This is a genomic window from Agrococcus sp. ProA11 (genome assembly GCF_039880525.1).
Lineage (GTDB): Bacteria > Actinomycetota > Actinomycetes > Actinomycetales > Microbacteriaceae > Agrococcus > Agrococcus chionoecetis.
This window is the reverse complement of sequence record NZ_CP156989.1, coordinates 756730-779239: the sequence shown is the minus strand read 5'-3', so window position 1 is coordinate 779239 and position 22510 is coordinate 756730. Positions and strand designations below refer to the sequence as shown.

Below are 22510 nucleotides of genomic sequence, written 5' to 3'. Positions count from 1 at the left end.
GTCAGTAGCGGGGAGCGGCCTGGGCCGAGGACTGGCAGGAACATATACGATTTCGTCCACGACCGTCAAGAGGGCATGTCGCGGCGCGCCTGGTCTCGCGAGCGGCGTGGAGGCGAACCTCCCGCGAACCTCTTGCAGACCAGATTTGTAATCGTATACGATGCCCGCATGGATGCATCGTCGCAGCCCCACCGGGGCGCCCCTCAGACCGCCGTCGACGCCTGGCAGCTGCTCGGCTCGCGACCGTCGAAGGTCTTCGCGATGCACATCGGCTACACGGCGCGCGCTGCCCAGAAGGGCCGCACACCGGAGGCCCCCGGCTACTTCCTGAAGCCCGCCACCTCGCTCTCGACGGGCGGCGAGGTCGTCGCGCCGGCCGGCACCGAGATCTTCGGCTTCGAGGGCGAGATCGCGATCGTCATCGGCACGGCGGCGCGCGCGGTGAGCGAAGCGGAGGCGTGGGGTCACGTCTCGCACGTCACCGCATCCAACGATCTGGGCGTGTTCGACCTGCGGTGGGCCGACAAGGGCGCCAACATCCGCTCCAAGGGCGGCGACGGCTTCACCCCCATCGGGCCGAGTCTGCTGGATGCCGCGCGGCTCGACCCGAACGCCATCGAGGTGCGCACCTGGCTCGACGGCGAGCTCGTGCAGGCCGACTCGACCTCGACGCTCATCTTCTCGCTCGCCCAGATCGTCAGCGATCTCTCGCAGCTCGTCACGCTCGAGCCCGGCGACGTCATCCTCACCGGCACGCCCGCGAACGCCTCCACCTTCTCCCCCGGCCAGACGGTCGAGGTGGAGGTCACGGCGACGACGCTGCACGGCGAGCAGGTCTCCACCGGCCGACTCGCGTCGACCGTGCGCGTCGGCGACCAGCGCCTGCCCGCGTACTCGGCGCAGCCGAAGCCGACGGCGGAGCAGTGGGCCGATGCATCCGGCCGCCCGATCGCCGACTTCCAGGAGTCTGCGCCGCCCGTGCTCGACGAGGAGCTTCGCGAGCAGCTCTCCACGATCGCGCTCGCGACGCTCTCGTCCGCGCTCCGCAAGCGCGGCCTCAACAACGTCTCGATCGACGGCCTGCGCTCGACGCAGCCCGGCAAGCGCATCGTCGGCACCGCGCGCACGCTGCGCTACGTGCCGAACCGGGAGGATCTGTTCAAGAGCCACGGTGGCGGGTACAACGCGCAGAAGCGCCTGTTCGACGACCTGCACCCCGGTGACGTGGTGGTGATCGAGGCGCGCGGCGACAACCGCTCCGGCACGCTCGGCGACATCCTGGCGCTGCGCGCGCGGCACCTCGGCGCGGCCGGCATCATCACCGACGGCGGCGTGCGCGACCTCGACGTGGTGACCGAGATCGGCGTGCCGACCTATCACGGTGGCGGTCATCCCGCAGTGCTCGGCCGGCTCCACGTGCCGTGGAGCTTCGACGAGACGATCGGCTGCGGCGGTGCCACCGTGCAGCCGGGCGATGTGATCGTCGCCGACGGCGACGGCGTGCTGGTGATCCCGCCGGCGCTCGTGCGCGAGCTGGTCGCAGAGTGCATCGAGGCCGAGCGCGCCGAGGAGTACATCGCCCAGCAGATGGATGCGGGCGAGCGGCTCGACGGCCTCTTCCCCATGAACGCCGAGTGGCGCGCGAAGTACGAGGCCACGCAGCACGATGCGGACGCGCGATGACGCAGCGGAGCAAGGCCGAGACGGATGCCGCGATGAGCATCCGCCTCGCACCGTCGAAGTCGCAGCGTGCCTACACGCTGCTGCACGACCGCATCGTCGACGGCACCTACTCCCCCGGCTATCGGCTGGTGCTCGACGCGCTCGGGCGGGAGCTCGACATGAGCGTGGTGCCCGTACGGGAGGCGATCCGCCGCCTCGAGGCCGAGGGGCTCGTGACCTTCGAGCGGAACATCGGCGCGCGCGTGGCCGAGATCGACGAGCTGGAGTACCACGACACCATGGAGACGCTCTCGTTCGTCGAGGGCGCCGCCATCTCGCTGGCCGCAGGGCTCTACTCCAAGACCGATGTCGACGAGGCGCGGGCGATCAACGAGCAGATGCGCCAGTCGCTCGCGGCCTTCGACCCCGTGAAGTTCACGGCGCTGAACGAGGCGTTCCATCGCCGACTGAGCGACGTGGCCCCGAACACGGTGCTCCGAGACGTCATCGACACCTGCTGGCGGCGCCTGGCTCGACTGCGCCAGTCGACGTTCTCGTTCGTGCCCGGCAGAGCGCTGCCGTCCGTCGACGAGCACGAGGCCATCCTCGCGCTCATCGAAGCCGGCGCCGACCCGCGCAGCATCGAGCTCGCGGTGCGCGAGCACCGGCTCGCGACGCCCGAGGCCTACTTCCACCGCCCCAGCAGCACCACCGACTGAGCCTCGCCGCGACCGCGCGGCATCCGCACACGTCCCCACCCGAGAGACCCGACCGAGAAGGAGCCATCATGGCCAACCAGCCCGCAGGCATCCCCGACCTGATCCCCCACTACATCGACGGCGAGCGCGTGCCGTCGGTCGATGGCGACACCTTCGGCGTGCTGAACCCGGTCACGAACGAGGACTACACCGTCGCCGCCTCCGGCAAGCAGGCCGACATCGACCTCGCTGTCGCCGCCGCCACCCGTGCCTTCGAGGAGGGCCCGTGGCCGCGCATGAAGAACCGCGAGCGCGCCCGCATCCTCAGCCGCATCGCCGACCTCGTCGAGTCGCGCGACCAGGAGCTCGCGCAGCTCGAGTCGTTCGACTCCGGCCTGCCGATCACGCAGGCACGCGGTCAGGCGCAGCGCGCCGCCGAGAACTTCCGCTTCTTCGCCGACCTCATCGTGGCTGGTCGCGACGACACCTACAAGGTGCCCGGCAGCCAGGTGAACTACGTCAACCGCAAGCCCAAGGGCGTCGCGGGCCTCATCACGCCGTGGAACACCCCGTTCATGCTCGAGTCCTGGAAGCTCGGCCCCGCACTCGCCTCCGGCTGCACCGTGGTGCTGAAGCCCGCCGAGTTCACGCCGCTCTCGGCGTCGCTGTGGGCCGGCATCTTCGAGGAGGCCGAGCTGCCCAAGGGCGTCTTCAACCTCGTCAACGGCTTCGGCGAGACCGCCGGCGACGCGCTCGTCAAGCACCCCGACGTGCCGCTCATCTCGTTCACCGGCGAGAGCAGCACCGGCAAGCTCATCTTCGGCAACGCCGCGCCCCACCTGAAGGCGCTGTCGATGGAGCTCGGCGGCAAGAGCCCCGCCGTGGTCTTCGCCGACGCCGACCTCGATGCGGCGATCGACTCGACCCTCTTCGGCGTCTTCTCGCTGAACGGCGAGCGCTGCACGGCCGGCAGCCGCATCCTGGTCGAGCGCTCGATCTACGAGGAGTTCCTCGAGCGCTACGCGGAGCGCGCCAAGAACATCGTGGTCGGCGACCCGCACGACCCGAAGACCGAGGTCGGCGCGCTCGTGCACCCCGAGCACTTCGACAAGGTCATGTCCTACGTCGAGATCGGCAAGCAGGAGGGCCGCCTGCTCGCCGGCGGTGGCCGTCCCGACGCGTTCCCGGAGGGCAACTTCGTCTCGCCGACCGTGTTCGCGGATGTCGCCCCGGATGCACGCATCTTCCAGGAGGAGATCTTCGGCCCGGTCGTCTCGATCACGCCGTTCGACTCCGACGAGGAGGCGCTCGAGCTCGCCAACAACACCCGCTACGGCCTCGCCGCCTACATCTGGACGAGCAACCTGCGCCGCGCGCACCTGTTCTCGCAGAACGTGGAGGCCGGCATGGTGTGGCTCAACAGCCACAACGTGCGCGACCTGCGCAGCCCGTTCGGCGGCGTCAAGGCCTCCGGGCTGGGGCACGAGGGCGGCTACCGCTCGCTCGACTTCTACAGCGACCAGCAGGCCGTGCACATCACGCTCGGCGACGTCCACACGGCCCGCTTCGGCGCATCCGCCTGAGCCGCCCCGTCACCGACCCCACACACTTCGAAGGAGAAGCAATCATGAGCGACAAGATCCCCACCCCCTCGGTGCCGGCCCCCGACATCGTGCGCTGCGCTGCGATGGATCTCGTGGTCACCGACCTCGAGGCCAGCCGCAAGTTCTACGTCGACCTGCTCGGCCTGCACGTGACGGAGGAGGACGACGAGGCGATCTACCTGCGGTCGTTCGAGGAGTTCATCCACCACAACATCGTGCTGCGCAAGGGTCCGGTGGCCGCGGTCGCCGCGTTCGCCTACCGGGTGCGCACGCCGGAGGACGTCGACGCGGCCGAGGCCTACTACCGGGAGCTCGGCTGCCGCACGGAGCGTCGCACGGACGGCTTCCAGAAGGGCTTCGGCGACAGCGTGCGCGTCGAGGATCCGCTCGGCTTCCCCTACGAGTTCTTCTACGCCACCGAGCACGTCGAGCGGCTCACGCAGCGCTACGACCTCTACTCGGCCGGCGAGCTCGTGCGCCTCGACCACTTCAACCAGGTGGTGCCCGACGTGCCGCGCGGCCGCGCCTACCTCGAGGATCTGGGCTTCCGCGTCTCGGAGGACATCCAGGACGACCAGGGCGTGACCTACGCCGCCTGGATGCACCGCAAGCAGACCGTGCACGACACGGCGCTCACCGGTGGCGACGGGCCGCGCATGCACCACATCGCCTTCTCGACCCACGAGAAGCACAACATCATCCAGATCTGCGACAAGATGGGCGCCCTGCGCATCAGCGACCGCATCGAGCGCGGCCCCGGCCGTCACGGCGTCTCGAACGCGTTCTACCTCTACATCCTCGATCCGGACGGCCACCGCGTCGAGATCTACACGCAGGACTACTACACCGGCGACCCCGACAATCCGACCGTGACGTGGGATGTGCACGACAACCAGCGCCGCGACTGGTGGGGAAACCCGGTCGTGCCCTCCTGGTACACCGAGGCATCGCTCGTGCTCGACCTCGACGGCAACCCGCAGCCGGTCATCGAGCGCACCGACTCGAGCGAGATGGCCGTCACCGTCGGTGCCGACGGCTTCTCGTACACCCGCGCCCCCGGCGACGCCATGCAGGGCGAACCGGCCGAAGAGGTCGGCTTCAAGATGGGCAACCAGGTTTGAGCGCCGGAGCTGTGCCGGCCGGGGCCGTTCCCGCCGGTCCGAGCCGCGGCCTCGACGACGTCACCGTGCGGCAGCTCGCCGACGAGCTCGCGGAGGCCACGCGCTCGCGCGGCATGATCGAGAAGATCTCGGCGCGCTACCCGGAGGCGACGATCGAGGACTCCTACGCGGTGCAGCGCATCTGGCGCACGCGGCGCGAGCAGGGCGGCGCCAGGCTCGTCGGGCGCAAGATCGGCCTGACGAGCAAGGCGATGCAGTTCGCCACCGGCATCACCGAGCCCGACTACGGCGTGATCTTCGCCGATCAGACCTACCGCTCCGGCGAGTCGCTCGAGCATGCGCAGTGGTCGAACGTGCGCGTCGAGGTCGAGCTGGCCTTCGTGCTCAAGGCGCCGCTCGAGGGCGAGGGCCTGACGGTCGAGCAGGTGCTCGACGCCACCGAGGTGGTGGTGCCGGCGCTCGAGATCCTCGACTCCCACATCGAGCTCTCCGGCCGCACCATCGTCGACACGATCAGCGACAACGCGGCGCTCGGCGCGGTCGTCGTCGGCGATCACGAGATCGGCCCGCGAGACCGCAACCTGTCGTGGGTCGGTGCGCTCTGCAAGGTGAACGACGAGATCGTCGAGACCGGCGTCTCCGGTGGCGTGCTGGGGCATCCTGCCCTCGGCGTCGCCTGGCTGGCCGGCAAGCTCGCGCAGCACGGCGACCGACTGGAGGCCGGCGAGCTCATCCTCGCCGGCTCGTTCACGCGGCCGGTCTGGGTGCAGCCCGGCGATGTCGTCCGCGCCGAGTTCCAGGACATGGGCACGGTCGAGGTGACGTTCCATTGAGCACCTTCCGCGACGCCCTGGCGGGCGCTGACGCTCCGCTCGTCGGCCTCTGGAACGCATCCGGCAGCGCCGTGGCGGCCGAGATCATGGCCGGCTCCGGCGCCGACCTGCTGCTCGTCGACGGCGAGCACGGCCCCATCTCGATCTCGGAGATGCTGCCGATCCTGCAGGCCGCCGCCGGCTATCCGGTCACGACCATCGTGCGGGTGCCGTGGAACGACCCGGTGCTCATCAAGCAGGTGCTCGACCTGGGCGCGCAGAACGTGCTCGTGCCGATGGTCTCGAGCGCCGACGACGCACGGGCCGCCGTGCGCGCCGCGCGCTACCCCGGCGCCGCCGGTGAGCGCGAGGGCGTGCGGGGCATCGGCTCGGCGCTGGCGCGCTCGTCGCGCTGGGGCCGCATCCCTGGCTATGTGCAGGACGCCGACCAGCACGTGTCGGTGACCGTGCAGATCGAGACGGCGGATGCGGCGGCGAACGCCGCAGCGATCGCCGCCGTCGATGGCGTGGATGCCGTCTTCATCGGGCCCGCCGACCTGGCTGGCTCGATGGGCTACCCCGGACAGGCCTCGGAGCCCGCGGTGGTCGACGCGGTCGACGCGGTGATCGACGCGGTGGTCGCGGCCGGCAAGCCGGTGGGCGTGAACACCTTCGCGCCGGCCGACGCCGACCGCTGCATCGCGCGCGGCGCCTCCTTCGTGTTCGTCGCGGCGGATGTGACGCTCATGGCGCGCGGCTCCGAGGCGGCGGTGGCGCGGCTGAAGCGCACGCGCACCGAGACCGACTCCTACTAGGCGCGCGCTCGCCAGCGCGCCGCGCGCTGCGCGAGCGGTGCTCTTCTGCCCGAGCGGTGCTGGCGTGCCCGAGCGGTGCTGGCGTGCCCGAGCGGTGCTGTCCTGCCCGCACCGCTCGGGCGCTGCCGCCCCGGTCGCTCACGTGCAGGCGGCACGGATCGCGCCGGGGTACAGTGCTGCCGCATCCGTTCCCGGGCGAGAGGACACGTCGTGTCGAGCAGAGACCCCATTGACGCCACCCTCGACGCCGCGGATGCGCCGGGGCCTGATCATGACGCGAAGCCGGATGATCCGCCCAAGCTCGCGGGATCGAGCTGGAAGTACGCGTTCAAGCGGGCGCTGAAGGAATTCGGCAGCGACCACGCCACCGACCTGGCGGCGACGCTGACGTACTACATGGTCCTCTCGCTCGCGCCGGGCCTGCTCGCGGTGTTCTCGATCATCACGCTCGTGCTCGCGAACAATGCGCAGACCGTGACGACGCTCGTCGACGACGTCGTGCGACAGGCAGTGCCGGAAGACGCCCGACCGATCGTGACGAACCTCGTCGAGACGATGTCCGAGTCCGCGACCGGCGGCGTCATTGCCCTCATCATCGGCATCGTGGCCGCAGTCTGGTCGGCATCCGCGTATGTGAAGGCCTTCTCTCGGTGCATGAACATCGTCTACGGCATCGAGGAAGGGCGCGGATTCCTCAAGCAGACCGCCACGATGCTCCTCATCACCGTGGCGCTGCTCACCGGCGTCGTGCTCATCCTCGTGTCGATCGCGCTCAACGAGGCTCTCGTCACGGGCGTGCTCGGGCCGATTGCGGAGCCGCTCGGGCTTGGCGATCTGCTCGCGTTCATGACGCAGACGTTCCTGCCGATCTGGGCCTGGGTCAAGTGGCCGGTGATCCTCGCGCTCGTCGTGCTGATGATCGCGCTGCTCTACTACCTCGCTCCCAACCTGCAGCAGCCGAAGTTCACCTGGGTGAGCATCGGCTCGATCGTCGCGATCCTCGGCATCGCGATCGCATCCGTTGCACTTTCCGTCTACTTCGCGTTGTCCTCGGGCTACAGTGCCTACGGCGCGATCGGTGGCGTCATGGCCCTGCTGTTCGTGCTGTGGATCTTCAACATCGTGCTGCTGCTCGGCGCGGAGGTCGATGCCGAGGTCGAACGCGCGCGGCAGCTGCAGGCGGGCATCGCGGCCGAAACCATGATCCAGCTGCCGCCGCGGGATACGAAGAAGGTCGAGAAGATGGCCGCAGCGCGCGACGACCTCGAGGCCGACGGTCGGGCGCTGCGCGCGCGGCATCTCGCCGCCGCGGCCGGCCACGATGGGTTCGGCGACGACGACAAGGGCGACAGCGAGAGCGGCGGCAAGAGCGGCAACGACAGCGACCGCGGAAGTGACGGCGCCGACCGCGACGGCGGCGATGATCGCTCCGGCGGCGACGGTCGCGATGTGCGCGAGGGCTCCGGCACCGCGCAGAGCTCGCGCGAATCACGACGATCGCGACGTGGTGCCGCTGGCACAAAGCGGAAGCTCTTCGGAATCATCCCCCTCGGCAGACGCCGCTGACCGCAACGTCCGCCGCTCCGCCGACCCGCCTCGGCGCTCGCACCGACCGACTGGGGCATTTCCGCGCGACTGGTGCTGGCATAGCAGCACCGCTCAGGCAGGACTGCACCGGTCGGCGGAGGGCCGTGCGGCGGCCGGGCGGCAGCGAGCGCAACGGCAGCTCGGTCGGCGGGCGACTCGGCTGGCGGGCGGCTCCGGTCAGTCGCGGGGCGCGCGCGTCGACCAGAGCGCCCAGGCGATCAGCACCGGCTGGAAGAAGAGCCGGCCGAAGCGACGCTCGTCGGTGTCGAGGCCGAACGCGTCGCGGTGGTTCAGCCACTGCGCGATGTTGCCCGGGAAGACCGCGGCGAAGAAGGCGGCTGCAGCCGACCCCACGAGCGGACGGATGCCGCGGGGCGCAAAGGCGATCGCACTGCCCAGCGCGACCTCGACCACACCCGAGGCGAGCACCACCTGATCCTCGTCGAGCGGGCCGAGCTCGACGGCGGTGTGGGGCACCTGCGCACGGAAGTCCTTGCGCGCGAACGTCAGGTGGCTGATGCCAGCGAAGATCAGCGCCCCGCCGAGGGCAAGGCGGGCAGCCCGGCGCGCGCCCCGACCCATCAGACGACCTGCCCGAGCGCGATGAGCCCGGTGACGACAGCGATGGCGGGGAAGAAGCCCTGCACGAGCGCCGGCCGCACTTTCGTCCGGTCGGAGACGACGAGGTACAGCGCGGCGGCGAGCATGATGCCCGTCGCGGTGAGCACTACGGCGATGCCGGTGAGCCGCGCCCCGGCGAGCACCGCCAGCACGCCGGCGATGGCCGCGACGCCGAGCAGCAGGTTGTAGACGCCCTGGTTGCCGGCGAGCTGCTTCGACTGTGCCGCCTGCTCGGCGCTCGTGCCGAAGATCCGCCGAGTGCCAGGAGCCTCCCACCGCAGCGTCTCCAGCACGAAGATGTAGCCGTGCACAGCGGCGGCCAGCGCAGCGGCGATGCTGGCGATCACGGCGATGTCCATGCCGCTCAGTGTAGGCGCCGATGACCGTTCCGAGAGAGACTTCGTATACCCCCTTGGGGTATACGCTTTCGCCGTGTAGAATGATCTGATGGCTACGACCGACATCACCAAGGACACCCTCGAGCAGACGATCAACGACGGCGGCATCGTGCTGCTGGACTTCTGGGCCGCATGGTGCGGCCCGTGCCGTCAGTTCGGCCCCATCTTCGAGCAGGCGTCGGAGCAGCACAGCGACATCGTGTTCGGCAAGGTCGACACCGAGGCCGAGCAGGAGCTTGCCGCCGGCTTCCAGATCACCTCGATCCCGACGCTCATGGCGTTCCGCGACGGCGTGCTGGTCTTCTCGCAGGCAGGCGCGCTGCCCGGCGCGCAGCTGGAGCAGCTGATCACCGCGGTGCGCGACCTCGACATGGACGAGGTGCACGCCAAGATCGCCGAGCAGGCCTCGGCCGAGCAGACGAACGCGGGCGAGGCGAGCGACGAGCAGGTGCACGCCGACCAGGCGAGCGACGAGCAGGTGCACGCAGACCGCGCCTGAGCATCGTCTCTACCGCCAGGGTGGCGCGTCAGTGCGGGTCGCCGCGAGAGCAGCCGCTCTCGCGGCGAGCCGCGGCTGATGGGACTCAGGTGGCCTGATGATGCGGGCGCCTCGCGACGATGCTCGCGATCGCGCTGATGCACGCGGTCCCGATGATCGCGGCAGCGAGCACGATCCACATCGCTGCATCGGCGGCTCCGAGCCCGGCAAGCAGCAGCGCGAACGGCAGCGCCGCACCGCCTGTCGAGCCCGCGGCGATGAGCGCGCTGGCGGCCCAGCGCGCTCGTGCTCCCTCCAGCGCCATACCGATGAGCAGCGAATACATCGGCCCGATCGCGACCACCGCGAGTGCCGCGGCGCCGGTGCCTGCCGCGGGCGCGACGGAGACCGTCGCAGCGGCGACCAGCAGCGCGATGGCGGCAGTCCCGCCCGCGACCGCCAGACACAATCGGGCCGTCGCGCCCGCGTGCATTGCGCTCGACGCGGCGAACCTGCCGCTCGCGAGCAGGATCCAGAACACGGTGGTGCCGACGGCCGCATGCGAAGGATCGAGATCCAGCAGCACGAACGGAACGATCGCCGAATTGCCCGCGAGCACCGACTCCGCGCCCACCGCGAGCGCGAGCGCCAGGCCTGCCGCGGCCAAGCGGATCGGCGCCCGCTCGGCGCCTCCGGCACCGCGCACCGCCCCCACGTGCAGCTCGGGTCGAGTCGACCCATGGTCGCGGGCTGTGATCGCCAGCGCGACCGCCGCCAAGCACTGGAGCACCGCGACCATCACGTAGGTCACATTGGCGATCGCCGACGGGGCGAGGATCGAGACCGAGAGCGGCAACGCGGCGGCGACGATAGCGACGGTGCCGGTCAGTGCCGTCAGCCGTCGGGCGGTCGACGCGCGATCGAGGTCGCGCACCAGCCCGGTCGCCGAAGCCTCGACGAGGCCGAACCCCACCCCGACCAGTGCGGCCAGAGCGATCATCGCGTGAGGGCCCGCAGCGATCAGGAGGCCGAGGAACGCGCCCGACTGAAGCGCGCTCCCGGCGATCGCGATGTGCACCGGAGGTCGCGCCCACCATGCGCTGAGGACGACGCCCACCAGCACGCCAGCGAAGAGCGCTGGCACCGCCGCTCCCACGATGGCCGCTGCCTCCGGCGCGTCGGCGATGGCGGCCGGCAAGGTGGCCGGGATGGCAGCAGCGGACGCACCCAGCGACCCGAATACGAGGAAGAGCGCGCCCATGCGAAGGCGCCGCTGCTGCGCCTCCTGCTCAGCCACCCGCGTGCGCCGCATCCGCAGCCTCCGCAAGCAGCTCGAGCACATGCCGGTACGACTCGCCGGTTGCTCGCGTCATGCCCAGTTCGCAGGTCCGGTTGCAGGATGCGTGCGCATCGCCGCCGATCGCCCGCACCTCGGCTGCCTCCGCCGCCGTTGCTGCCGCGGTGAGCTCAGGATGCAGCATGCCTCGGTCTCCGGCGAACCCGCAGCAGCCCCAGGCATCGGGGATCCGCACGTCGACAGCCACGGCGGCAGCGATCGCGCGAAGATCGGCGTCGAGCCCGAGCTGCAGCGACGAGCACGTGGGATGCAGCACGAGTGTCGGGATGGACCGCTCGACCCGGAGTGCCGGCAGCAGTTCCCGGGACGCGAATGCCAGGACGTCCTCGACTGGGATCGCGGCCTCTGCGAGCAGCGCCGTGAATCCCTCGGTGCAGCTGCTCGCGTCCGTCACCACCGTGAGGCCATCGGCGGCAGCGGCAGCGATCCGCTCGACCGTGCGCGCGCGATTGGCGTCGGCACCGGCGACGAAGCCCTTCGACGACCACGGCGTGCCGCAGCAGGTCGACTCGACGCCCTCGGGCACGAGCATCGCCAGCCCTGCGCGCTCGAGCAGTCGCCGGAACGCGCTCATGACGCCATCGGCGCCTTCCGCCGGCCCGAACATGCTGTTCACGCACGCCGGTACGTAGATGCCCGCGATTCGCCCGTCGGGGGCACCGACCGTGCTTCCGAGGCTGCGCCGGGAGCTGCCGCCACCGGGGAGCTCCGCCGAGTAGCGCGGCATCGTCTCGTGCCCGAGCAACGCGCGTGCGCCGTCGGTGGCGGCGCGCACGAGCGGCGCCGGGGCACGATCGGCGATCGAGAGGGCGCCAGACCCGACCCGCGTGACGGGGCCCCATGCTCGGCCGGCCGCTGCCCAGCCAGCTGCCGCGACAGGGTTCGCCGTCTCCTGCCGCAACCGCTTCACCAGTCGGCCGGTGTCGATCTGCACGGGGCAGGCGGTGCCGCACATCCCGTCGACCGCGCACGTCTGAATTCCTGCATACCCATAGTCGGCGTCCAGCTCCGCGGCCAACGCGTCGTCGCCATGCAGCCGCGCGGTCTCCGCCGCCCGGCGCACCACGATGCGCTGGCGCGGCGTGAGCGTCAGATCGCGGCTGGGGCACACCGGCTCGCAGTAGCCGCACTCCACGCATCGGTCGACCTCGGCGTCGACGGTCGGGGGCAGGGCGATGTGGCGCAGGTGCGCTCCAGGGTCATCCTCGATGAGCACTCCGGGATTCATGATCCCCGCCGGGTCGCACAGCCGCTTGAGCTCGACCATCACCCCATACAGCTCGTCGCCGTACTGGCGGCGGACGTACGGCGCCATCGCTCGGCCCGTGCCGTGCTCGGCCTTCAGGTTGCCACCAGCGTCGAGCACCAGGTCGACCATCGCGTCGGTGAACTCGTCGAAGCGCGCGAGCGCCGCGTCGCTGTCGAAGCGGTCGGTCAGCATGAAGTGGATGTTGCCGTCCTTGGCATGGCCGAAGATCACCGCGTCGCGGTAGGCGTGCCGCTCGAAGAGGGACTGCAGTCCGGCGCAGGTGTCGGCGAGCGCCCCTGGAGGGACCACGACGTCCTCGAGCAGCGCGGTCGTGCCGCTCGGCCGGGCTCCCGCGACCGACGCGTAGAGCCCCTTGCGGAGCGCCCACGCGCGCGCACGTTCGGCGGCGTCCGCGCCGAAGACTGCGGGCGCTCGGAGCTGCGCGGCGGCGAGGGCTGCCGTGCCGGCCGCGCCCGCGGCTGCGAGCGCCTCGGGCTCGGTCGCGCGATACTCGATGAGCAGGGCCGCGTGCTCATCGGGCTCGAACCCGAGGATCGACTCCGGAGCGCCCGCCAGCCGCTGCCCGACCGCGAGCGAGGTCGCGTCCATGAGCTCGATGGTCGCGGCGCCGGAGCCGACCAGCGCAGGCAGCACGCGCGTGGCGGCGTCAAGCGTCGGGAAGACGGCCAGCGCCGTGCTCGCCAGCGGCAGCACTGGCACCGTGCGGAAGGTGGCCTCCGCGACGAACGCCAGCGTGCCCTCCGATCCGATCACGAGCCGCTGCAGCAGGTCGGCGGGCGACTCCGCGTCGAGGAAGGCGTTGATGCCGTAGCCCATAGTGTTCTTCAACGCGAACTGTCGCCGGATGGCAGCGACAGAGCTCGGATCCTCGCGCACGCGGCGCCGCAGGCGCTCGAGGCCGTCCACGAGCGCTGGCTCCGCGCGGCGCAGCTGCTCGTTCGCGTCCTCCCGCCCGGTGTCGACCACAGTGCCCGATGGCAGCACCAGCACCATCGACTCGAGCGTGCGATAGGCGTTCTCGTCGACGCCGCAGGCCATGCCGCTGGAGTTGTTCGCGACCACGCCGCCGATCGTGCAGGCGGTCTCGCTCGCGGGATCCGGGCCGAGGCGATATCCGAGTCGTGTCAGGCGCGCATTCACCTGCGCCACGGTCGCGCCCGACTGCGCGCGCACGCGCCGTCCGCCGTCCAGCACCGTGATGCCGCGGAAGCGCTGCCGCACGTCGACCAGGATGCCGTCGCCGGACGCCTGGCCCGACAGGCTCGTGCCGCCGGAGCGCAGCGTGATCGCGGCGCCCGACTGCGATGCCGCGGCGAGCATGCGCGCGACCTCCTCCGCGGAGTCGGCGATCACGACCGCGGCCGGGGTCAAGAGGTAATGCGAAGCGTCGGCCGCGTACGCCGCGAGATCGATCGGACGGGTGCGGATGCGCTGCGGGTCGGCGATGGCGTCGGTCACGCCCGTCGGCACACCCGGGCGGATGATCGATGCTGGCATGATGCTCCTCGTCGTGCTCTGTGATCTTCCCGGCTCGACGAGCCGGCGTGCGGGCTGTCTAGACGAGCTCGCCTGCGCTGCGCAGGCGCTCGGGATGACGCAATCCCGCCGCCGCGGCCCGATCGACGACCACGGTGACGCGAGGGTGCAGCTGCAGCGCTGACGCCGGCATCGCCGTCGTGACCGGGCCCTCCAGCGCCGCGGCGATCGCAGGCGCCTTGTGCGGCCCGAAGGCGAGCAGCACGATGCTCCGCGCCTCCAGGATCGTGCCGATCCCCTGGGTGATGCAGCGGCGCGGCACGTCGTCGAGCGACGAGAAGAAGCGTGCGTTGTCGCGGCGCGTCTCCTCCGTGAGCCGCGCGATCCTCGTGCGCGAGTCGAACGCGGAGCCTGGCTCGTTGAAGGCGATGTGGCCGTTGCTGCCGATCCCCAGCACCTGCATGTCGATACCGCCGGCCGCCGCGAGCGCATGTTCGAAGCGCTCAGGGGCGCCCGCGTCCCGACCATCGTCACCGGGAGTGCGCACCAGTGCCGGATCGAGCCCAAGCGGGCGGACGATCTCTCGCTCCACCACGGCGCGGTATCGCTCCGGATGATCCTCGGCGATGTCGAAGTACTCGTCGAGCGCGAAGGCGCGCACGCGTGCGAGATCGAGCGCTCGCTCGGCCAGCGCCGCCCAGACGGGCTCCGGCGTGGAGCCGGTTGCGACACCGAGCACGGCGTCCTTCCGCGCGTGCAGCGCGGCCGCCACGCGGTCGGCGACGAGACGCCCGGCGCTGGCACGATCCTCGGCCAGGTGCAGCACCGACGAGCCGCCCATCATCGGCCGGTGGCCAGCGATGCGCCGGGGATCGCTGCGATCAGCTCGCGCGTGTACGCCTCGGTCGGTGCGGAGAAGAGCTGGAGCGGTGTGCCCGACTCCACGATCCGCCCGCGCTGCATGACGTGCACCTCGTGCGCGATCATGTTCACCACCGCGAGGTCATGGCTGATGAACAGATAGCTGAGCGACAACTCGCGCTGGAGGCGGACGAGCAGATCGAGGATCTGCGCCTGCACGAGCACGTCCAGCGCGGAGACCGCCTCGTCGAGGACGACGAGCTGGGGCTCGAGGGCGAGCGCGCGGGCGATCGCGACGCGCTGGCGCTGCCCTCCGGAGAGCTCGTGGGGCAGCCGCTCCGCCGCGTCCGCCGGCAGCGCCACTTGGTCGAGCAGCTCGCGCACGCGCTCCTGGCGCGATCGACGACCGCCCACGCGATGCACGCGCAGCGGCTCGGCGATCGTCGCGGCGATCGTGTATCTGGGGTCGAGCGACCCGAAGGGGTTCTGGAAGACGGGTTGCACGCGTCGTCGCATGGCGAGCACCTCGCGCCGCGAGAGGCCGGTGAAGTCCTGGCCCTCGATCGTGATTCGACCCTCGGTCGCGTCCTCCAATCCCAGCAGCATCTTCGCGGTCGTCGACTTGCCGGATCCCGACTCGCCCACGATCGCGACCGTCTGGCCGCGGGGGATGCTGAAGGACACCTCCCGCGCCGCCCAGAAGTCGGTGTGGCGGGCCGCGCCCCGCAGCCGGTAGCTGCGACCGACGCCCTCGAGCTGCGCGATCGGCGCGGGTCGATCGGCGGCCGCGACAGGCGCGACGAGCGCCGTCGTGACGAGGCTCGGCGCAGCGAGCACCAGTCGCTGCGTGTACTCGTGCTGCGGTCGCTCGAGGATCTCGCGGGCGGGGCCCGACTCGACGAGCTCGCCTCGCAGCATCACGAGCACCCGGTCTGCTCGCTCTGCCGCGAGCGCCAGGTCGTGGGTGATGAGCAGGACGGCGGTGCCGGAGCGCGCGGTGAGGTCGCCGAGCGTGTCCAGGATGCGCCGCTGCACCGTGACGTCGAGCGCGCTGGTCGGCTCGTCGGCGATGAGCAGTCGGGGCTCACACGCCAGCCCCATGGCGATGAGCGCACGCTGGCGCATGCCGCCCGAGAATTCATGCGGGTACTGGTCGAAGCGCTGCTCGGGCTCTGGGATGCCGACCATCGCGAGCAGTTCGAGCGTGCGTGCGCGCCCTCGGTCGGCACCACCCCGGCCGTGGACCTGCAGCGCCTCGGCGATCTGGGCGCCCACGGTGTGCACAGGGTTCAGGTTGGACATCGGATCCTGCGGCACCAGGCCGATGCCTGCGCCTCGCAATCCGCGCATGGTGCGCTCCGATGCGGTCGCGAGCTCCTCACCCTCGAAGCGGATGCTGCCACTCGCGATGCGACCGTTGTCGGCGAGCAGACGGTTGATCGACGACGCGATCGTCGACTTGCCGGAGCCTGACTCGCCGACTACGGCGACCGTCTCGCCCGGCGCGATGTCGAAGGTGACGCCGCGCACGGCTTCGAAGCTGCCGCTGGGCGTGCGGAACGCGACGCGCAGGTCGCGCACGGAGAGCAGGGGGGTCGTCACGGTCGTCCTCCGGTGGTGGGATGCAGGATGGTGTCTGCCTCAGCGAGCGCGGATCGCCAGAGGCGCTCCACGTCCACGAGGTGGTCGATGGTCGGGGCGGGCTGGCCGTGGAGCCGATTGCACAGCAGCGCAATGCGCAGCGCTGGATCCGGTCCGCTGGCCGCGGCGGCGCCGACGAAGGCACCGGTGAAGCCTGGATGGCCGATGAGCAGTCGATCGCGCCCGCGCCAGCGCACGCGATAGTGGCGGACGCCCTGCCCCTGTCCCGGGTCGAGCGCGATGCGGAGCCCTTGCGCGTGCCGAGGTGAGATGCCGAGCATCGCAGGGACGGCGAGCGCGCCGGCAAGGCGGAGCAGCCCGTCGACATCCCCGAACCAGCCGGCGTGCCCGGCAGCGCCGCGGAAGGCGTGGAAGGCGTTGCCGTCCGCAATCGAGCGGCGCACGGGCGAGGAGCGCCAGCCGAAGCCGGTGTCGTCGACGTCGACCGGATAAGGCCGGCCCGTGCGCACCATGGACTGCTCGATCGCGTCACCATCGGGTCCGGTCAGCGTCGGTGCTGCATCGCGGGGCGCGCCAGGCGTCACCGAGGTGATGGCGAGCGGAGCGAGCACCAGCTCGCCGACGGCATCCGCGAACGGCGCGCCCGCGACCGCCTGGACGACTGCCCCGAGCGCCTGCATGCCGAGGTCGGAGTAGCGCCGGGCGGCCCCCGGCTGCCCGGCCGGGGCAAGCGCGAGTCCGGCGGCGACCGGGTCCTCCACCGCTGTCGGATCGAGGTAGAGCGGCCACCAGGGGCGCATGCCCCCGCGGTGGCGCAGCAGGTCGTCGACGGTCGCGTCCCGGTGCTCTCCGGCCCGCGCGCCGAGCATCTCGCCGAGCGTGGACTCCATCGCGAGTTCTCCTCGGCTTGCGAGCGCCTGCACGGCGAGCGTCGTGAGCACCTTGCTCACCGAGGCGAGATCCTGCGCGTGACCGAGGCTGGCGTGCTCACCGAGCTCCAGGTCGGCGACGCCTGCGGAAGCGGCATGCACGTCGTCGCCCTCGGCGATGGCGAGCACTGCCGCGGCCGGCGCCTGACCGTCGGCGCGCCGCCGCACCACCGCGTCCGCCGCAGCCTGCAGCTGGGTGCCGCTCATGCGGCCTCCCCGAGGATGCCCAGCCCAGGATCGTCAGAGAGCAGGAGCGCATCCGCGTCGCTGCGTGCGCCCCCTTCGACCGGTGAGCGGCGCAGCCACTGCGCGGCGTCCAGGTCGTGCACCGCGGGCGGCAGCGTTGCCGCGACGTGCGCCGCCGCGCTCACGCCCACGACCGACTCGAGCATGCAGCCGATGATCACGCCCACGCCGCCCTCGGCCGCGAGAGCGGCCAGCTCGCGTGCGGCTGTGACGCCGCCGCACTTGGCCAGCTTGATGTTGACCAGATCTGCCGCGCCGCGTCGGATCAGCTCTCGCAGGTCGCGCTGGCCCCACATCGACTCGTCCGCGAGCACGGGCGTCGTGACCGCCTCGCGCACCCTGACGAGGGCGTCGACGTCGTCGGCGCGCGTCGGTTGCTCAACCAGCTCGATTCCCAGACCGTCGTCCTCCCAGCCGCGCAGTATCCGGATGGCGTCGTCCGCGCTCCATCCCTGATTCGCGTCGACGCGCAGTGCCGATTCCGACGCGGGCCCGCTGCGGAGCGCCCGCACGAGCCTGTCGTCGTGCGCCGGATCCGTGCCGACCTTGACCTTCAACGTGCGGAACCCTCGGTCGACGTGCGCGGCCGCGTCGGCCAGGGCATCCTCCAGCGGACCGATCGCGATCGTCATGTCGGTGCGCACGCTCGTCGCCGAATCGTTCGCGAGCACCTCGCGCAGCGGGAGCCCGAGCCGCTGCGCATGCAGATCCCAGAGGGCCGCGTCGAGCGCGGCGCGGGCTGCGCTGTTGCGGGCGAGCGCGCCCTGGATCGCGCGCGCCCACACCTGCGGCGCATCGATGGGCAGCCCCAGCACGGCCTCGCGCAGCGGACCCTCGAGCGCCGCCGCCGCGCCCGTCGTGCCCTCCCCCGTGACGCGCCAGCTCATCGCCACCTCGCCCCAGCCTCGGCGGCCGTCCTCATCGGCCACGGCCACGAGCAGCACGTCGAGCATCTCGGTCGAGCGCACTGCGGTCGTGAACGGTCGCCGCAGCGGCACCGTCGCGCGGTGCGTGCGCAGACTGCTGATGCGGCCGGCCATCAGTCCCCCGAGTGGAAGCGCACGGCGCTCGGCGCCGACCGAGGCTCCGGCATGCGCAGCGGGCCAGCGCCCGGCGTCAGTGCTCCCAGGATGCGCTCGCCCGCTGCGCCAGTCGCGCTCGGCACGCTCGCGGGCACGCCGTGCCAGGTCAGCCAGCCGAGCAGCGCCATGAGCACGGCCTCCTTCTCGTCGGCGCCTACGCCCAGTGCATCGGTCGTGCCCACTCGCACGCCGGGCATCGCCTCGGCGAGACCGTCCATCAGCACAGGGTTGCGAGCTCCGCCGCCGGAGACGAACACCTCGGTCACGCCCGCCCCGAGCAGCGCATCGGCCACGGTGCGGGTGGTGAGGGCGGCAAGCGTGGCGAGCAGATCCTCGGTGCCGATGCGCGTGCCGTGCGCGTCGAGCACGCGCAGCAGGTAGTCCATGTGGAAGAGCTCCTTGCCCGTGCTCTTCGGCGCCTGCAGCGCGTAGTACGGGTTGTCCAGCAGCAGCGCGAGCAGCCCGTCGTCGACCGTTCCCGCCGCCGCCAGGGCTCCATCCTGGTCGTAGCCAGCCGGATGGGCATCCCTCGCGACGATCACCGCGTCCATGAGCGCGTTCGCCGGCCCGATGTCCCACGCGAGCGTCGGCGACTCCGGGTCCACGACGGTGGCGTTCGAGATGCCTCCGAGGTTCAGCGCCGCCGGTCGGCCGGCGCGACCCGCGAGCAGCAGCGCGTCGAGGGTGGAGGCGAGCGGCGCGCCCTGGCCGCCTGCCGCGATGTCGCGTGCGCGCACGTCGGCGAGCACGGGCACGCCGGTGCGTTCGGCGATCCACGCCGGCTGGCCGATCTGCAGTGTGCCGAGCACGACTCGCCCATCGACCCAATGGAAGACCGTCTGTCCGTGCGAGACGATCAGGTCGACCGGGCCGGCGGCCTCGATCGCCGCCGCAGCCGCGTCCGCGAACGCCTGACCGATGCGCGTGTCCAGTCGAGCCACCTCGGCGAGATCGCACGGCTGCGGGGGCAGGGAAGCGAGCAGGCTCTCGCGCAGCTGCGCGCTGTACGGGGTGGAGTCGGCGTGCAGGACTCGCCCCTCCAGCGCGTGCCCCTCCGACTGGAACTCGACGACAGCGGCATCGATGCCATCGTGGGAGGTGCCCGAGATGAGGCCGAGGATGCGCATCACTGCCCGCCCTCCAGAACGCTGCGCAGCCGACCGCCCGTGGCCTCCAGCGCATTCCTGGCGCCAGCGACATCCATTCCTCGTCCGAGCATCACCGCTGCAACCTTGACGCTGTAGCCGCAGGCCTCGAGGGCCTCGACCGCGGAGCGCCGACTCGAGCCGGTGATCGTGCGCACGATCCCCACGGCACGCTCCCGCAGCTTGTCGTTGGAGGCGTGCACGTCGACCATCAGGTTGCCGTAGGTCTTGCCGAGCCGCACCATCACGATGGTGCTGAACATGTTGAGCACCAGCTTCTGGGCGCTCCCCGCCTTCAACCGCGTGGAGCCGCTGATGAACTCGGGCCCGACGACGACCTCGATGCCATGCTCGGCCACGGCGCTGAGCTCGGTGCCTTCGTTGCAGGAGAGCCCGATACCGAGCGCGCCTCGCGCTCGAGCACGGCGCACAGCGCCCACCACGAAGGGCGTGCGGCCGCTCGAGGCAATGCCGATGACGGTGTCGAGCGGCCCGACATTGGCCGCGTCGATCGCCGCGGCTCCTGCCGGTGCGTCGTCTTCCGCGCCCTCGACGGCATCCACGATCGCGGCAGGGCCCCCCGCCATGATCGCGAAGACCTGCTCCGGCGGCGACGAGAACGTCGGCGGGCACTCGGACGCGTCGAGCACGCCGATCCGACCGGGCGTTCCGGCACCGACGTAGATGAGGCGACCACCGGCCTGCATCCGTTCAGCCGCGGCCTCCAGGGCCGCGACGATCTGCGGCATCGCCGCACGCACCGCAGCCGGCACTCCGTGATCGGCGTCGTTCATGAGCGCCGCGAGCTGCGCGATCGGAAGCCGGTCGATCTGCGCGAACCGCGGGTCGGCCGACTCGGTCGTGAGCGTATCCAGCTCGAGGGGAGTTCTTGCGTTCACCGTGAGCGCCTTCCGGTCGGGTCGAGGGCGTCGCGCAGGCCATCGCCCAGCAGGTTGAGGCCGACGACGAGCATGATGAGCAGAGCGCCTGGCGCGAGCAGCGTCCATGGCGCCACCGTGACGAGGGTGCGGGCGTCGAAGATCATCGATCCCAGCGATGCGGCAGGCGGCGGTGTGCCGAGTCCCAGGAAGCTGAGCGACGCCTCGGTGAGCACGCCCCACGACAGCGACAGCGTGATCTGCACGATGAGGATGCCGGTGATGTTCGGCAGCACGTGGCGGAGCATGATGCTCGCCGCGTGCATCCCGGTGGCGCGCGCGGCAAGCACGTAGTCTGCCTCGCGCAGGCTGAGGACCGGGCCGCGCGTGACCCGCACGAAGATCGGTGTGTAGACGACGGCGATCGCGATCGCGACGGTGAACCAGGTGCGCTGCAGCACCGACGCGAGCGTCAGCGCGAGCAGCAGCGGCGGGAACGCGAAGAGCACGTTCGTCACACCGCCGATGGCGAGATCCGCCGCGCCTCGCACGAACCCTGCCACCACGCCGGCGAGCGTGCCGACCACGGCAGCGACGGTCACGGCGACGATCGCGACCAGGGCGGAGTTCGCTACACCGGAGGCGACCCGGGCGAAGATGTCGCGGCCGAACTGATCGGTGCCGAACCAGTGCACGGCGCCGGGCGCCTGCAGCCGAACCGCAGGGTCCTGCGCGGCGGGCTCGAACGGCAGCGCGCCGGTTGCCGACAGCAGCGCGAGGACGGCCAGAGTCAGCACGAAGGCGCCGCCGGTCGCGCCGCTCGGGCTGCGGAGCAGCCGCAGGGCGGTGTCGGTGCCCGCGCGCCGTGGCGAGGCGGGAACCGCGGTGGTCGTTGCACTCATGCGGCACGCACCCTCGGGTCGATGCGACGGTAGAGCAGATCCGTCAGCAGGTTGACGATCACGAACATGACGGCGATGACGAGCACGGTGCTCTGCACCACCGCATACTCGAACTGGTTGATGCCGAGCAGCACCTGGCGGCCGACACCCGGCAGCGAGAAGATCTGCTCCACGACGACCGCCCCGCCCAGCAGGTAGCCGAACTGCAGCCCGGTCATGGTGACGATGGGCACGAGCGCGTTCCGCAGCACGTGCCTCCATTGCAGCCGCCTCGGCGGCACACCCTTCGCTCGCGCCGTGCGGATGAAGTCCAGACCCCGCACCTCGAGCACCGCGGTTCGAGTCGTGCGCATGATCGGGGCCGCGATGCCGAACCCGAGCACCAGCGCTGGGAGCGCCATCTGCTGCAGGTTCAGCAGCGGGTCTTGGATGAGGGTCGCGAAGCCGCGGCCGTTGGGGTTGAAGCCGAAGCCGGATGCCGCCACCGCGAGCAGCGTCGTCGCCAGCAGGAAGGCGGGCACGCCGAGCCCGGCGAGGCCGAGCCCCTGCCCGAACCAGTCGCGCAGCGCGTTGGGCTTCGACGCGGCGAGCATTCCGACGGGAACGCCGATGGCGATGGCGACGATGATCGCCAGCACCGCGAGCTCGAGCGTCACGGGCAGGGCCGCGGCCGTCATCTCCAGGACGCTCTGCTGCGACCGCGCGGAGTAGCCGAGGTTGCCGGTCAGCACCGCACCGATCCAGGTGAAGAACTGCACGATGAGCGGCTGGTCGAGCCCGTAATACGCCTCGAGCGCCTCGCGCTGGTCGGGACTGAGCGCCGCGGCCTCTGTGCCGAACGCGGCCGTGATCTGGTCGCCGGGCAGGGCACGCAGCATGAAGAAGACTGCGACGGCCACCCCGAGCAGGGTGAGCAGGGCGCTGCCGAGCCGGCGAAGGCCTGGCGATGTGCGGATGCGTTGAATC

20 protein-coding genes are annotated in these 22510 nt (G+C 71.2%); 8 read left to right on the top strand and 12 right to left on the bottom strand.

The genetic code is table 11. The features are described 5' to 3' along the window. Positions 1-168 precede the first annotated feature (168 nt). From ABG090_RS03710 to ABG090_RS03680, 7 genes are all read left to right on the top strand, one after another. Complete coding sequence (locus tag ABG090_RS03710; RefSeq protein ID WP_347756523.1) at positions 169-1683, top strand: fumarylacetoacetate hydrolase family protein; 1515 nt, start codon at positions 169-171, stop codon at positions 1681-1683. Continuing rightward, positions 1680-2381, top strand: a complete 702-nt coding sequence (locus tag ABG090_RS03705; protein ID WP_347756522.1) for a GntR family transcriptional regulator — start codon at positions 1680-1682, stop codon at positions 2379-2381. The genes ABG090_RS03710 and ABG090_RS03705 overlap by 4 nt, the downstream gene beginning before the upstream one ends. 68 nt (positions 2382-2449) lie before the next feature. Continuing rightward, on the top strand, positions 2450-3943 hold the full coding sequence (hpaE, locus tag ABG090_RS03700) for a 5-carboxymethyl-2-hydroxymuconate semialdehyde dehydrogenase (RefSeq protein WP_347756520.1): 1494 nt from the start codon (positions 2450-2452) through the stop codon (positions 3941-3943). A 44-nt stretch (positions 3944-3987) separates the two neighbouring features. Further along, positions 3988-5085, top strand: a complete 1098-nt coding sequence (hpaD, locus tag ABG090_RS03695) for a 3,4-dihydroxyphenylacetate 2,3-dioxygenase (RefSeq protein ID WP_347756518.1) — start codon at positions 3988-3990, stop codon at positions 5083-5085. A gap of 113 nt (positions 5086-5198) precedes the next feature. Next, complete coding sequence (locus ABG090_RS03690; protein WP_347757469.1) at positions 5199-5918, top strand: fumarylacetoacetate hydrolase family protein; 720 nt, start codon at positions 5199-5201, stop codon at positions 5916-5918. Next, positions 5915-6712 carry an aldolase/citrate lyase family protein gene (locus tag ABG090_RS03685; RefSeq protein WP_347756516.1) on the top strand — a complete coding sequence of 266 codons (798 nt, stop codon included), beginning with the start codon at positions 5915-5917 and terminating at the stop codon, positions 6710-6712. Before ABG090_RS03690 ends, ABG090_RS03685 begins: the two co-directional genes overlap by 4 nt. A gap of 210 nt (positions 6713-6922) precedes the next feature. Continuing rightward, a complete protein-coding gene (locus tag ABG090_RS03680; RefSeq protein ID WP_347756514.1) occupies positions 6923-8278 on the top strand; it encodes a YihY/virulence factor BrkB family protein in 1356 nt (451 codons plus the stop codon). Positions 8279-8476: 198 nt separating this feature from the next. Here ABG090_RS03680 and ABG090_RS03675 read toward each other — a convergent pair whose 3' ends face one another. Together ABG090_RS03675 and ABG090_RS03670 are read right to left on the bottom strand one after the other, a co-directional pair. Further along, positions 8477-8881: a hypothetical protein gene (locus ABG090_RS03675; protein ID WP_347756512.1), complete on the bottom strand. Its 405-nt coding sequence runs from the start codon at positions 8879-8881 to the stop codon at positions 8477-8479. Then, a complete protein-coding gene (locus ABG090_RS03670) occupies positions 8881-9279 on the bottom strand; it encodes a DUF1304 domain-containing protein (RefSeq protein ID WP_347756510.1) in 399 nt (132 codons plus the stop codon). Before ABG090_RS03670 ends, ABG090_RS03675 begins: the two co-directional genes overlap by 1 nt. 88 nt (positions 9280-9367) lie before the next feature. Here ABG090_RS03670 and trxA point away from each other — a divergent pair, with 88 nt between their 5' ends. Further along, complete coding sequence (trxA, locus tag ABG090_RS03665) at positions 9368-9817, top strand: thioredoxin (protein ID WP_347756508.1); 450 nt, start codon at positions 9368-9370, stop codon at positions 9815-9817. An 85-nt stretch (positions 9818-9902) separates the two neighbouring features. Here trxA and ABG090_RS03660 read toward each other — a convergent pair whose 3' ends face one another. The 10 genes from ABG090_RS03660 to ABG090_RS03615 are packed head-to-tail and all read right to left on the bottom strand — an operon-like array spanning position 9903 to position 22443. Beyond that, complete coding sequence (locus ABG090_RS03660; RefSeq protein ID WP_347756506.1) at positions 9903-11108, bottom strand: hypothetical protein; 1206 nt, start codon at positions 11106-11108, stop codon at positions 9903-9905. Then, a complete protein-coding gene (locus tag ABG090_RS03655) occupies positions 11086-13920 on the bottom strand; it encodes an FAD-binding and (Fe-S)-binding domain-containing protein (protein ID WP_347756504.1) in 2835 nt (944 codons plus the stop codon). Before ABG090_RS03655 ends, ABG090_RS03660 begins: the two co-directional genes overlap by 23 nt. A 58-nt stretch (positions 13921-13978) precedes the next feature. Continuing rightward, positions 13979-14743 (bottom strand): glucosamine-6-phosphate deaminase, encoded by a 765-nt coding sequence (locus ABG090_RS03650; RefSeq protein WP_347756502.1) that lies wholly within the window; start codon positions 14741-14743, stop codon positions 13979-13981. Further along, entirely contained in the window at positions 14740-16362 is a 1623-nt protein-coding gene (locus tag ABG090_RS03645; protein ID WP_347756500.1) for an ABC transporter ATP-binding protein, read from the bottom strand. Before ABG090_RS03645 ends, ABG090_RS03650 begins: the two co-directional genes overlap by 4 nt. After that, on the bottom strand, positions 16359-17498 hold the full coding sequence (locus ABG090_RS03640; protein WP_347756498.1) for a serine hydrolase domain-containing protein: 1140 nt from the start codon (positions 17496-17498) through the stop codon (positions 16359-16361). Before ABG090_RS03640 ends, ABG090_RS03645 begins: the two co-directional genes overlap by 4 nt. Then, entirely contained in the window at positions 17495-18577 is a 1083-nt protein-coding gene (locus tag ABG090_RS03635) for a dipeptide epimerase (protein ID WP_347756496.1), read from the bottom strand. The genes ABG090_RS03640 and ABG090_RS03635 overlap by 4 nt, the downstream gene beginning before the upstream one ends. Next, complete coding sequence (locus tag ABG090_RS03630; RefSeq protein ID WP_347756494.1) at positions 18577-19746, bottom strand: anhydro-N-acetylmuramic acid kinase; 1170 nt, start codon at positions 19744-19746, stop codon at positions 18577-18579. Before ABG090_RS03630 ends, ABG090_RS03635 begins: the two co-directional genes overlap by 1 nt. After that, positions 19746-20663, bottom strand: coding sequence for an N-acetylmuramic acid 6-phosphate etherase (gene murQ / locus ABG090_RS03625; protein WP_347756492.1), 918 nt, complete (start codon positions 20661-20663; stop codon positions 19746-19748). Before murQ ends, ABG090_RS03630 begins: the two co-directional genes overlap by 1 nt. Then, positions 20660-21544, bottom strand: coding sequence for an ABC transporter permease (locus ABG090_RS03620; RefSeq protein ID WP_347756490.1), 885 nt, complete (start codon positions 21542-21544; stop codon positions 20660-20662). The genes murQ and ABG090_RS03620 overlap by 4 nt, the downstream gene beginning before the upstream one ends. Further along, entirely contained in the window at positions 21541-22443 is a 903-nt protein-coding gene (locus ABG090_RS03615) for an ABC transporter permease (RefSeq protein ID WP_347756488.1), read from the bottom strand. The genes ABG090_RS03620 and ABG090_RS03615 overlap by 4 nt, the downstream gene beginning before the upstream one ends. Positions 22444-22510: the final 67 nt, after the last annotated feature.

Bases quoted from the DNA above. Each gene is read 5' to 3' on its own strand.
- ABG090_RS03620 (WP_347756490.1), bottom strand. From the start codon at position 21,544: ATGAGTGCAACGACCACCGCGGTTCCCGCCTCGCCACGGCGCGCGGGC.
- ABG090_RS03635 (WP_347756496.1), bottom strand. From the start codon at position 18,577: ATGGCCGGCCGCATCAGCAGTCTGCGCACGCACCGCGCGACGGTGCCG.
- ABG090_RS03690 (WP_347757469.1), top strand. From the start codon at position 5,199: ATGATCGAGAAGATCTCGGCGCGCTACCCGGAGGCGACGATCGAGGAC.
- ABG090_RS03710 (WP_347756523.1), top strand. From the start codon at position 169: ATGGATGCATCGTCGCAGCCCCACCGGGGCGCCCCTCAGACCGCCGTC.
- trxA (WP_347756508.1), top strand. From the start codon at position 9,368: ATGGCTACGACCGACATCACCAAGGACACCCTCGAGCAGACGATCAAC.
- ABG090_RS03630 (WP_347756494.1), bottom strand. From the start codon at position 19,746: ATGCGCATCCTCGGCCTCATCTCGGGCACCTCCCACGATGGCATCGAT.
- hpaE (WP_347756520.1), top strand. From the start codon at position 2,450: ATGGCCAACCAGCCCGCAGGCATCCCCGACCTGATCCCCCACTACATC.
- ABG090_RS03670 (WP_347756510.1), bottom strand. From the start codon at position 9,279: ATGGACATCGCCGTGATCGCCAGCATCGCCGCTGCGCTGGCCGCCGCT.
- ABG090_RS03655 (WP_347756504.1), bottom strand. From the start codon at position 13,920: ATGCCAGCATCGATCATCCGCCCGGGTGTGCCGACGGGCGTGACCGAC.
- hpaD (WP_347756518.1), top strand. From the start codon at position 3,988: ATGAGCGACAAGATCCCCACCCCCTCGGTGCCGGCCCCCGACATCGTG.
- ABG090_RS03675 (WP_347756512.1), bottom strand. From the start codon at position 8,881: ATGGGTCGGGGCGCGCGCCGGGCTGCCCGCCTTGCCCTCGGCGGGGCG.
- ABG090_RS03705 (WP_347756522.1), top strand. From the start codon at position 1,680: ATGACGCAGCGGAGCAAGGCCGAGACGGATGCCGCGATGAGCATCCGC.
- ABG090_RS03650 (WP_347756502.1), bottom strand. From the start codon at position 14,743: ATGATGGGCGGCTCGTCGGTGCTGCACCTGGCCGAGGATCGTGCCAGC.
- ABG090_RS03640 (WP_347756498.1), bottom strand. From the start codon at position 17,498: ATGAGCGGCACCCAGCTGCAGGCTGCGGCGGACGCGGTGGTGCGGCGG.
- ABG090_RS03660 (WP_347756506.1), bottom strand. From the start codon at position 11,108: ATGCGGCGCACGCGGGTGGCTGAGCAGGAGGCGCAGCAGCGGCGCCTT.